Genomic DNA, 12,329 nt, shown 5'->3' on the forward strand with positions numbered 1-12,329 from the left:
TCACGGCCTCCTCCGCCTTGCGATCCACGGCACCAGGCCCCGCTCCCTGATCCGGCCTGATCGACCGGACAGGACCTGGGCCGCAGTGCACAGTGAAAGAGTGGAACACGTGGAACTGGTGGAACAACGAACGACCGACCGGCTGCTCAGGGCGCGCGCCCAGGCCATCGGGAGCGGCGTCCGGGAGCCGACGGTCGCCGCCGTCCTCGACCGGGTTCTCGCCGTACAGGCACAGGACCTCACCGCGTCGGCGCTGGGGCTTCGCGTACGCGCCGACGGCCTGACCGCCGACGCTGTGCGCCGGGCCACCGACGTCGAACGGACCGCCGTCCGCGGCTGGTTCATGCGCGGCACCCTCCAGCTCGTGCCGGCGGCCGACGCGCGCTGGCTCCTCGCCGTATTCGGGCCGGTCTTTCTCGCGCTCGCCGCCCGCCGGCTGCGCGAACTCGGCCTGGACGAAGCCCTGTGCGAGCGCGCCGAACGGCTCATCGCCCATGCCATCGACGGTGAGGGGCCGCTGACCCGCGCCGAGATCACCGACCGGCTCACCACCCTCGGGGTGGAGCCCAAGGGCCAGTCCGCCTTCCATCTGATCCGCCGCACCGCGCTGGCGGGCCGGATCTGCCACGGACCGCAGCGCGACGGCGAGGCCACCTTCGTCCTGCTCGACGAATGGCTGCCCGCGGGCGGCCCGCTTCCCTCTACGGGAGCGGCCGCCGAAGTCGAACTCGCGCGCCGCTACCGCACGGCCCACGGGCCTGCCACCGTGCACGACTTCGCCCACTGGTCCGGGCTGAAGCTCGGGGCCTGCAAAAGCGCCTGGGCCGCCACGCGGGAAATCGCACACCCTGCCGTGTCCGCCGGCGAGGAACCCGACGTACGACTGCTGCCGGCCTATGACAACTATCTGGTCGGCTATCGCAGCCGTGAACTGTCGGTGCCCGCGGAGCACGAGCGCCGGGTATGGCCCGGCGGTGGGCTGATCCGGCCCACCGTGATGGTCGACGGCTGGGCGGTCGGCACCTGGTCGGGCGGCCGGCGCGGGGGAGCCGTGACGGTCGAACCGTTCCCCGGCAACGCGCCCCTCGCCCCGGCGGTATCCGCCGCGGTCGCCCGCGAGCGAGCGGACATCGCACGCTTCTACGCCGGTTCTCCTACGGTGTCTACCACCGGCCTATAATCCCGCGGATTCATAACCGGGCGATAACCCGCGCCGCATAGTTTCAGTGCCGTCCGACAATTCCGTCCCCTACCAGAAAAGGGCGTCGACATGGCACTCGGTCGGCATTCCGATTTCAATCGCCTTTGGTTCGGGCAGACCGTCAGCAACTTCGGCGACAAGATCTCCCTGCTCGCGCTGCCCACACTCGCGGTCGTGGTTCTCGACGGGGGAGCATTCGAGGTCGGCGTGCTCGGCGCGCTGCGCTTCCTCCCCTTCCTGCTGCTGGCCCCGATCGCCGGGCTGGTGGCGGACCGGGTCTCGCGCCGCACGGTCATGATCGTGGCGGACCTGGGCCGCTTCCTCGCGCTGGGCACGATCCCGCTGGCGTTCGCCCTCGACTCCGTCAGCATGACGCACGTCTACATCGTGGCCGGCGTCACCGGCTGCCTCACCACCTTCTTCGAGGTCTCCTACCAGTCCTGGCTGCCGCAGCTCATCGGCACCGAGAACCTCATCGAGGGCAACACCAAACTCCAGATCAGCCGCAGCGTCGCCGAAGCCGTCGGCGCCGGTGCCGGTGGTGCGCTGATCCAGGTGCTCGGTGCCGCGCGCGCCATCACGATGGACGCCTTCACCTTCCTGGTCTCGCTGGTCGCCCTGCTGGTCATCCGGCACCGTGACATCCGGGAGCGCACCGAGGAGAAGAAGGCCTCGGCCAAGGCCGAGCTGAAGGAGGGCCTGCGGACCCTCTTCGGAACCCCGGTCCTGCGTGGCCTGTTCACCGCCAACGTCGTGGTCAACCTCGGTGCCGCGATGGGCGACGCGCTCCTGATCGTGTACGCGTACAAGACACTGCACCTGAGCCCCGGCCAGGTCGGCGCGGCCTTCGCCGTCATGTCGGTCTTCGTGATCGTCGGCGCGGTGCTGTCCGAGCAGGTCACCAAGGTGCTCACGCTCGGCCGCACGCTGGTCCTGACCGCCGTCGTGCTCGGCGCCGGCTACATCCTGGTGCCGACGGGCGGCGCGGTCGCCGGATTCGTCGGGCTGATCGTGGTCCAGGCCGTCATCGGTTTCGTCTCCCCGATGTTCGACATCCACGTCCTGAGCCTGGTGCAGGGTGTCACTCCGAACGAGCAGATGGGCCGCGTCAGCGGCAGCGCGCTCTCCGCCGTGTACGGCGCCCTGTCCCTCGGCTACTTCGCCGGCGGCGCGCTGGGCGAGGCGGCCGGTCTCACGGCGGGCCTCGCGGTGGCCGGTGGGGTCACCATCATCGGCGGCCTGACGCTGCTGGCGAGCCCGGTCGCCGGAATCAAGGAGATGCCGGGCGGCGCCCCGCCCGAGGAGGGTGCCGCCGCGGCGGAAGACGCCGCGGACGACCGCCCGGACGACGCCAAGGCCATCGCCTAGGGCGGTTCCAGGTGTGGGGGAGTGGGTGCCGGCCGACCGGCGCCCACTTTGCCCCGTACCCCGTCCGCCCCGTACTCCCCTCCCCGTACCCCTCGCCGTATCCCTCTCCCGAAGACGCACGGAGGCTCAAGGTGAGCGAGTCCCTCGCCGAACGCATAGCCGCACTGCCGAAGTCCCGCCGGGCACTGTTCCAGGCCCTCGCGGGCCGCAACGGCGGGCGTGCCGCCGTACGGGAGGACCCGGATCCGGCCCCCCGGGACCCCGGCGAGCCGCCGGTGCTCTCCTTCGCCCAGCGGCGGCTGTGGTTCATCGACCAGCTCCAGCCCGGCAGTCCCGCCTACAACGTGCCGGTCGCCACCCGCATCCGAGGCTCCCTGGACATCCCCGCTCTGCACGCGGCGCTCCAGGAGGTCGTGGACCGGCACGAGGTGCTGCGCACGGTGTACACCGACCAGGAGGGCGCCGCCGAGGCCGTGCCGCGGGTGCTGGACGGCTTCCGGCTGCCGCTGCCCGTCACCGAACTGCCCGACGAGGCCGCCATCAGGCCGTTCTACGACGCAGACGCCGCCGCCCCCTTCGATCTGGCGGGCGCCGTGCCGCTGCGGGCATCCCTGGGGCGGCTCGGGACGCAAGACCATGTCCTGGTCCTCAACCTCCACCACATCGTGACCGACGGCTGGTCGATGCGGCTGCTGTACACCGAACTCGAGCGCGCCTACGCCGCCCGGGTCGGGGCATCCGCCGAAACGCTTCCGCAACTGACCCTCCAGTACGAGGACTTCGCCACCTGGCAGCGAGGGCGCATCAGCGGCGAACGGCTGGAGAAGCTCACCTCCTTCTGGCGGGAGGAACTGGGCGGCACCGGTCCGGTCGACCTGCCCACCGACCGTCCCCGGCCGCCCGTCTTCGGCCACGCCGGAGCGTCCCGCTACATCGAGCTGCCGCCGGAACTCATTGCGAAACTGAGGGAGTTCGGCAAGTCGGAGGGCGCCACCCTCTATATGACGATGCTGGCCGGCTTCGCCGCCACCCTGCGCCGCTGGACCGGGCAGGAGGACATCGTCGTCGGCACGTCCGTCTCCGGACGGGACCACCCGGCGTTCAGCGAACTCATCGGCTTCTTCGTCAACACTCTGCCGCTGCGCATCAGGACCGCCGGCGACCCCGGCTTCGCCGAGCTGGTCCGCGCCACCCGCCGGACCACACTCCAGGCGTACGCCCACCAGGAACTGCCCTTCGACCTGATCGTCGACGCGCTCGGGCTGCCCCGCGACCCGAGCCGACCGCCGCTGACCTCGGTGATGTTCCTGCTCGACGAGACCCCGGACACAGCGCCGGGCCTCGCCGGACTCGGCACGGAGCCCATCGACTTCTCCTCCCGGGCCACCAAGTACGACCTGATGATCAGCGTGCACGACACAGGCACCACCGTCCGCGCCCTGGTGGAGTACCCCACCGACCTCTTCGACGCCTCGACCGTAGACCGGCTGCTCGGTCACTTCCTCACCACCCTCGAAGGCGCCGTCGCCCGGCCGGACGCGCCGCTGTCCGCCCTGCCGCTGCTCACCGACGGCGAGCGCCGGGCCGCGCTGCACGACTGGAACGCCACCCGCGCCCCGTTCCCCGAGGACGCCTGCCTCCACCACCTCTTCGAGCAGCACGCCGACCGGCGCCCCGACGCCCCGGCCGTCGTCTGCGGCGGACTGGGCGGCTGGGCCGTCACCTACCGGGAGCTGGAGGAGCGCGCCAACCGGCTCGCCCACCGCCTCATCGAGGCGGGCGCCGGCCCCGACCGCACTGTCGCGCTGTGCCTGCGCCGGGGCCCGGGCCTGGTCACCGCGATCCTCGCGGTGCTGAAGGCCGGCGGGGCGTACGTCCCGCTCGACCCGGACTACCCGGCCGAGCGCCTCGCCCTGCTGCTGCGCGACGCCGCGCCGCCGATCGTCGTCTCCGACTCGGAGCTGATCGACCGGCTGCCCGTCGCCTCCGGCACCAGCCGTGTGCTGCTGGACACCGACCGCCCGGCTCTCGGTGAACTGCCCGCGACCCGGCCCGCCGTCCCGGTCACCTCGCGCGATCTGGCGTACGTCATCTTCACCTCGGGCTCCACCGGCACCCCCAAGGGCATCGCCCTGGAACACCGGGGAGTGGTCAACAACCTGCTGGACCTCAACCGTTCGTACGGCATCCGGCCCGGCGACGCGGTGCTGGCGCTGTCCTCGCCGAGCTTCGACATGAGCGTGTACGAGACGCTGGGCATGCTCGCGGCGGGCGGCACCCTGGTGCTCCCCGACCCGGCCGCCGCCAAGGATCCGGCGCACTGGGCCGATCTGATCCAGCGGCACGGCGTCACCGTGTGGAACTCCGCGCCCGCCCTGCTCGACCTCCTCGTGGACCAGCTCGAGTACGCGGGCGGGCCCGAACTCCCGTGCCTGCGCACCGCGTTCCTCGGCGGCGACTGGATCCCGGTCGCCCAGCCGGACCGAATCCGGGCCTTCGCGCCGGAGCTGGCGTTCGTGGCGCTCGGCGGGGCGACCGAGGCGTCCATCCACTCGGTGGAGTACCAGGTGGGCCGGGTGGACCCCGGCTGGACCAAGCTGCCGTACGGGCGGCCGATGGCCAACCAGCTCACCTACATCCTCGACCCGAATGACCGGCTCGTCCCCGTCGGCGTCCCCGGCGAACTGCACCTCGGCGGTGTGGGCCTGGCCCGTGGCTACCTGGGCCGGCCCGAGCTGACCGAGGAGAAGTTCGTCCACGTCGAACTGGAGCCCGGCCGCACCGAACGGCTGTACCGCACCGGCGACTTGGCCCGCTACCGGCCGGACGGAACCATCGAGCTCCTCGGCCGGACCGACTTCCGCATCAAGCTGAACGGGCTGCGCATCGAACCGGGCGAGGTGGAGAGCGCGCTGCGCGACCGGCCCGGGGTGCGGGAAGCAGTGGTCGTCGCCCGGCAGTCGGCCGGTTCGGCGCGGCTCATCGGGTACGTCGTCCCGGAGGACGGCGCGGTGCTGAACCTGGCGGCCCTGCGGACCGCGCTCGGCGCCGTACTGCCGCCGCACTGTGTGCCGACCGAACTGGTCGTGCTGGAGCGGCTCCCACTCAGCCCCAACGGCAAGGTGGACCGCAGGGCCCTGCCCGAGTCCCGGGCCGCCGCGTCCGCCGGGCTCGCGGCGTCGGCCGGGTCGGCGGCGTTCGCCGGGCTCGCCGGGTCCCCGGCATCCGCCGGCTCTGCCGGGCTCGCCGGGTCCCCGGCATCCGCCGGCTCTGCCGGGCTCGCCGCGTCCCCGGCGTCCGCCGGGCTCGCCGGGTCTCCGGGACCCGCGGGGTCCTCGGGCTCCGCCGGGTTCGGAGGGTCCCCGGCATCAGCCGCATCCGCCGGGTCCACCGGGCCTGCCGCGGCCGGCGGGTTTGTGGGGTCCGCCGGGCTCGCTGGGTCCCCGGCATACGCGGGATCTGCGGGGTCCCCGGCAGCCGCTGGGTCCGCCGGGGCTGCGGGGTCCGTGGGGCCCCACGGAGCCGCGGGGTCGCCGGGATCAGCCGGGTCCCCGGCGTTCGCCGGGCTCGGAGCGCCGCGCGACTCCACCGCCCACCGTATCGCCGCCGTCTGGGCCGAGGTGCTCGGCGTTCCGGCCGTCGGGCCCGACGACGATTTCTTCGCGCTCGGCGGGGACTCCTTCGCCGCCGTCCGTGCCGTACGGGCCGTCGCCGCCGCGCTCGGCGCGGCCGAGCTGCGGGTCGTCGACCTGTTCAGCAACCCGACCCCCGCCGGGCTCGCGGCCCGTACCACCGAACTCGCCGGCCCCGTGCCGGCCCCGTATCGGCTGCTGCACCGGCTCACCCCCGAACGGCCCGCCGGCACCACCACCCTCACCCTGGTGTGCTTCCCGCACGGCGGCGGCGACGCCATCGCCTACCAGCCGCTGGCCGCCCAACTCCCCCCGCACATCGAGCTGCTGGCCGTCTCGCCGCCCGGGCACGATCCGCTGCGGCCCGGCCCGATGCTGCCGGTCGCCGAGTTCGCGGGGCTGGCGGCCGAGGAGATCGCCCGGACCGTACGCGGACCGTACGCGGTGTACGGGCACTGCGCCGGCGTCGTCACCGCGCTGGAGACCACGCACGTCCTGGAACGGCGCGGACAGCGGCCCGTCGCCCTCCATCTCGCGGCGGCCCTCCCCGAGGAGGACCCCGAGTACGCCCTGGAGATGGAACGCGTCTCCAGCGACGACGACCTCGTCGCCTACCTCACCACCATGGACGGCTTCGACGGCGTCCTGGACGACAGCGACCTCACCGCCGTCCTCCGGATGGTCCGGCACGACATGACCGAGGCCGCCCGCTTCTTCGCCCGCACCCCCGACGGCTACGACCAGCCGCTGGTCACCCCGCTCACCTGCGTCATCGGCGACGCCGACGACGCGACCGAAGGCTACGAGCAGGGGCACCGCGCCTGGGGCCGGTACGCCGCCGATCTGCGGCTCGCCGTGATCCCCGGCGGCCGGCACTACTTCGCCAAACATCTGCCCGACCGGCTCGCCGCGCTGCTGGCCGACCTGCACCGCAACGGAGGAACCCATGTCTGATCTCGCCGAACGGCTCGGCCGGCTGCCCCAGGGGCAGCGCTCCCGGCTGCTGGGCCGGATGCGCAACCAGATGACCGCCGGCGTCGGCCGCCGCATCGAGCTGGGGCGCACCGACCACGGCCCGCGTTCCCGCTCCTCGTTCCAGCAGGAGCAGATGTGGTTCGTGGACCGGCTGGGCGCGGGCAAGGCACGCAACAACATAGCCCTGGCGATACGGCTGGGCGGCCCGCTCGACCGGGCCGCGCTGCACGAGGCGCTCAACGCCGTCGTCTCCCGCCACCAGGTGCTGCACAGCAAGCTCGTCGAGGTCGACGGCGTGCCCTGGCAGGAGCCCGTCCCCTCCTTCGTCCTCGGCATCCAGTCCACCGACCTGTCCGGCAGCGACGACGCCGACCGCGAGCTGAACGAACTCACCGCCTCCTTCGCCGCCGCCCCCTTCGACCTGGCCGCCGCCCCGCCCGTACGCGCCCATCTGGTACGCCTGGGGCCCGACCGGCACGTCCTGCTGTGGGTGGTCCACCACGTCGTCTGGGACCCGGGCTCCACCCGGATCTTCACCGAGGAGCTGACCTCGTGCTACGCCGAGGCGGCCGCCGGCCGTCGCCCCGAGTGCCCCGAACTCGCGGTCGAGTACGCCGACTTCGCCGCCTGGCAGCGCGCCAAGCTGGAGAACGAGGAGCACGGCCGGGCACTCGCCGACAAGTGGCGGCAGATCCTGGCCGGCGCCCAGGCCACCGAGGTCATGCCCGACCACCCGCGAAGCCCCGAGACCCGCGGCGACGGCCGCGGTCTCACCCTCAAACTGGACCAGGAGCTGCTGGACCGGCTGAACGAGGTCGCCGAGAGCAACAGCACTACTGTCTTCACCACCCTGCTGGCCGCCTTCAACGCAACTCTGCGGCACTGGACGCGCACCGAGGACATCGTCGTCGGCACGGCCAGCGCCTCCCGCCCGCACCCCGATCTGGAACGGGTCATCGGCTGCTTCGTCCAGATGATCACCCTGCGCACCGAGGTCACGGACGGCCTCACCTTCCGTGAGCTGGTCGCCCGTACCGCCGGCACGGTCATGGACGCCTTCACCAACAGCGAGCTGCCCTTCGAGCAGGTCGTGGAGGCTGTCCGCCCGGTCCGCGACCCGCTGCGGCACCCGCTCTTCCAGATCGAGTTCACCTCGCTCGGCCGCTGGGGCACCCACCGCGCGGAGGCAGCCGGAGTCGAGTTCGCCATGGACCAGCTCCACGACGGAGCCGCCAAGTTCGACATGAGCTTCCTGGTCGGCGAGAACGACGGCCTGGAACTGTCCCTGGAGTACAACACCTCCCTCTACCGGTACGGCACGGCCGCCGCCCTCCTCGCCGCCTTCCAGCGGGTCCTGGAGCAGGTCGCCGAGAACCCGGACCTCCCGGTCGGCGAGCTGAGCCTCGTCGAGGAGCCCGCCGCCTCCCGGCACGCCCGTGAACTGTCCCGCGGCGGCCCGGTCGACGAGACCGCCTGGACCACCACCCTGGACCGCGCGTTCCGCGAGCGCGCCACCATCTACCCGGACGCCGTCGCCGTCCGGCACGGCAGCACCCGGCTCGACTACGCCGCCCTCGACCGCTGGTCCGAGGCCATCGCCCACCGGCTGCGCGACCGTGGGGTACGGCACGGCGACCCGGTGGCGGTCTGCCTCGGGCGCGGCCCGGCGGCCGTCGCCGGCCTCCTCGGCATCCTGAAGGCGGGGGCGCACTACGTTCCGGTCGACCCGGCCGCGCCCGCCGAGCGTACGAAGACCGTACTGGCCGACGCGAAAGTCCGGCACGCCCTCGTCGACGACGCCACGGAACTCCCCGTACCGCTGGAGCTGGTGCAGGCCGGCTCGACCGCGCCGGTCCGCGAAGTGCCGTCCCTCGCGCCTACGTCGACCCCCGGCGACCTGGCGTATGTGCTGTACACCTCAGGCAGCAGCGGCACCCCGAAGGGGGTGATGATCGAGCACCGGTCGGTCACCCACTTCTCCCGGACCATCGCCAAGGCATACGAGATCGGCGCCGCCGACCGCGTGCTGCAGTTCGCCCCGCTCACCTTCGACGTCTCCGTCTTCGAGGTGTTCACCACCCTGCTGGCCGGCGGCGAACTCGTCATCGCCACCGACGACGAGCGGCGCGACCCGGCCCTGCTCCAGACCCGGCTGCGCGAGGACACGGTGACGGTCGCGGAACTCCCGCCCGCGCTGCTGCCACTGCTGAACCAGGCCCAACTGCCGGCGCTGAGGCTCGTATCGGTCGGCGGTGAGGCCTTCCCCGGAAAGCTGGTCGCCGAATGGACCGCGGGGGAGCGGCGGTTCGTCAACGGCTACGGCCCGACCGAGGCCACCGTCGCCGTCACCCTGATGGACTGCACCGGCAGCTACGACCGCAACCCGCCGATCGGCCGCCCCATGCCGGGCCACCAGGCGTTCGTCCTCGACGAGCGGCTGCGCCCGGTACCGCCCGGTGTGCCCGGTGAACTCTGTGTCGCCGGGCCCGGTGTGGCGCGCGGCTATCTCGGCCGGCCCGAACTCACCGCCGAACGCTTCACCGACAACCCCTACGCCGACGGCCCGGAGACCGAACGCCTCTACCGCACCGGCGACCTGGTCCGCTGGCTGCCCGGCGGCAACCTGGACTTCCTCGGCCGCACCGACCGCCAGCTGAAGCTGCGCGGCCACCGTATCGAGCCGGGCGAGGTCGAGGCCGTCCTCATCGGCCACCCCTCCGTGCAGCAGGCCGTCGCCGTCGCCCAGCCCGCAGCGGGCGGCGACAAGATGCTCGCCGCATACGTCACGGTCGAGCAGGTCGGTGCGTACGCCTCCGAGGTCGCCGACGCCGAAGGGCTGCGCGCCTACGCGGCGGCCCGGCTCCCCGGCTACATGGTGCCGGTGGTCGTCGTCCTGCCCGAACTGCCCCTCACCCCGCACGGCAAGGTCGATGTCGCGGCGCTGCCGCTGCCGGTCGACCAGGCTGCCGAAGCGGGCACCGCGCCGCGCGACGCGATCGAGGAGCAGATCTGCCGGGACATCCTCACCCCCCTGCTGGAGTGGTCCACCCCGGACGTCGAGGGCGACTTCTTCGCCCTGGGCGGCAGCTCGCTCCAGGCCACGATCGTGGTGTCCCGGGTCCGCGCCCTGTTCGGCATCGACATCGCCCTCGCCGACTTCTTCAGCAGGCCGACGGTCTCGGGTCTCGCCGAACTGGTCCGCAACGCGAAGGCGGAGGCCGCGGGCGAGCAGGACCGGCTGCTGGCGGTCTTCGAGCAGATCGAGAACATGACCGACGAGGAGGCCGCCGAACTCCTCGGCTCCATGCAGACCCCGGACGGCCCCTGATGACGGCCCGGACGACGCCGGCGGTACCGTCCCGGGCGGTGGGACCGGTGGGACCGGTGGCGCCGATCGCAGGGCCGGCGCGCGCCGCGTCGCCCATGGCGCCCGCACCGATCCCCTCGGCGACGCCTGCCCCGTCGGCCGAACGGCCGGAACCGACCGCATCGTCCGGACCGGCGGCACCGGCTGCACTGGCGGCACCGGCTGGACCGGCGGCACCGGCTGGACCGGCGGCACCGGCTGCACCGGCTGCACCGGCCGGGCCGGTGGTAGAGGCGGCGCCCGCTTCTTCGGCCGGCCAGGCCGCATCGGCCGCGCCGGTGGTACCGGCCGGGCCGGGGGTAGGAGCGGCATCGGCGGTAGAGGTGGAGCCGGCCGCCCCGGCGGGACAGGCGGCAGCGGCCGCGTCGGCGGCACAGCTCGGCACCGCGCCGATTGAGGGCGCGCTCGCCGCTCTGCCCGCGGCGAAGCGCGAGCTGGCCCGGCTGTTGCTTGCCGCACGGCAAAGCGTGCCCGGCCGGCCGGGCACGCGCTCCGGCGGCGGGCCGGTCCTGGCCACCGCCCTGCAGACCCGGTTGTGGCGACGCGAGTACGCCCACACCGGCATGGGCACCGGCTCCCACGCGGTACGGCTGAAGGGCCCCCTCGACCCGGCCCGGCTGCGGGACGCGCTCACCGGCGTACTGCGCCGGCACGAGGCGCTGCGCACCCGGCTGGTGCCCGGCACCGGGACAGTGGAGGGCCCCCAGCTGGTCGTGGACGACGAGCCCTGCCTGCGGCTGACGCAGACCGACCTCTCCGGGTACGAGCCGCAGACCCGGGCCGACCGGGTCGCGCGGCAGATCACCGAGAGCGCCGGCACCGTGCTCAACCTGGAGTCCGGCCGCACCAGCTGGTTCCGGCTGCTGCTGCTCGCCCCCGACGAGCACGTCCTGATCCTCACCTCGCACCTGGCGGTCTTCGACGGCTGGTCCTCCGGGGTGTTCCTCACCGACCTCGCGGCCGGCTACCGGGACGGCGGGGACAGCCTCGCCCCGCCCGAGCTGCAGTTCCCCGACTACGCGGACTGGCAGCGCCGCTGGCTGGCCGGACCGGACGGCGTCGCCGAACTGACCCGCCGCCGGGCCGTGTTCGCCGCTGACCCGCCGGCCCCGCGGGCGCCCGGCGGGTTCGAGCGGGGCCATCTGCCGGTCCGGCTGGCCCGCGGGCCCGTCGACGCCGGACTGGCGCTCGGCGCCGCCGAGGGCGCGACACCGTTCATGACCCTGCTCACCGCGCTGGCCGTGGTGCTGGCGCGCCGGGAAGGGCGTACCGACGCCGTGATCGGCACTCCGGCCGCCGGCCGGTTCTCCGGTCAACTGGAAGGAGCCGTCGGGCAGTTCACCACCGTCGTACCGATCCGGATCGACCTCGCGGGCGAGCCGTCCTTCCGGGAGCTGCTGCACCGCACCCGCACCGCGGTGGCCGACGCGCTCAGCCATCAACGGCTGCCGGTGGACGCGCTGTTCGGCGATGGCGACCCGCCTCCGTACAACGTCCTGTTCGCCCTGCACAACTACCCGGCCGTCCCCTTCGACCTGCCCGGAATCGAGGTGAGCCAGCTGCCCGGCCCGCCCGCGCGCCATCTGGAGCTCTACAGTCCCGACCCCGCCGCCACGCTCGCCTGCGTCGGCCTGGTCGAACGCGACGGCGAGATCGGCGGCACCGCCGAGTACAACCGCCGGGCGGCCACGCCCGAGGACGTGCGCGGACTGCTCACCGGAATCGAAGAAGTGCTGGACCGGGCCGTCGCCGCGCCCGCATCCCCGACCATCACCCAGCACTGAGA

5 protein-coding genes are annotated in these 12,329 nt (G+C 73.3%); all 5 read left to right on the forward strand.

Going from position 1 to position 12,329, the window contains the following annotated elements; translation table 11 throughout:
- Window positions 1–100: 100 nt before the first annotated feature.
- The 5 genes from NLX86_RS21560 to NLX86_RS21580 all read left to right on the forward strand — a co-directional run bounded on the left by NLX86_RS21560 (window position 101) and on the right by NLX86_RS21580 (window position 12,327).
- Window positions 101–1,180, forward strand: coding sequence for a winged helix DNA-binding domain-containing protein (locus tag NLX86_RS21560; protein WP_254373393.1), 1,080 nt, complete (start codon window positions 101–103; stop codon window positions 1,178–1,180).
- Between the two features lie 90 nt (window positions 1,181–1,270).
- Entirely contained in the window at window positions 1,271–2,569 is a 1,299-nt protein-coding gene (locus NLX86_RS21565; protein ID WP_254373394.1) for an MFS transporter, read from the forward strand.
- A 131-nt stretch (window positions 2,570–2,700) separates the two neighbouring features.
- Window positions 2,701–7,155: an amino acid adenylation domain-containing protein gene (locus tag NLX86_RS21570; protein ID WP_254373395.1), complete on the forward strand. Its 4,455-nt coding sequence runs from the start codon at window positions 2,701–2,703 to the stop codon at window positions 7,153–7,155.
- Window positions 7,148–10,504, forward strand: a complete 3,357-nt coding sequence (locus tag NLX86_RS21575; RefSeq protein WP_254373396.1) for an amino acid adenylation domain-containing protein — start codon at window positions 7,148–7,150, stop codon at window positions 10,502–10,504. Before NLX86_RS21570 ends, NLX86_RS21575 begins: the two co-directional genes overlap by 8 nt.
- A 362-nt stretch (window positions 10,505–10,866) precedes the next feature.
- On the forward strand, window positions 10,867–12,327 hold the full coding sequence (locus tag NLX86_RS21580) for a condensation domain-containing protein (protein WP_254373397.1): 1,461 nt from the start codon (window positions 10,867–10,869) through the stop codon (window positions 12,325–12,327).
- Window positions 12,328–12,329 lie beyond the last annotated feature (2 nt).

Source organism: Streptomyces sp. A3M-1-3 (assembly GCF_024213665.1).
GTDB lineage: Bacteria > Actinomycetota > Actinomycetes > Streptomycetales > Streptomycetaceae > Streptomyces.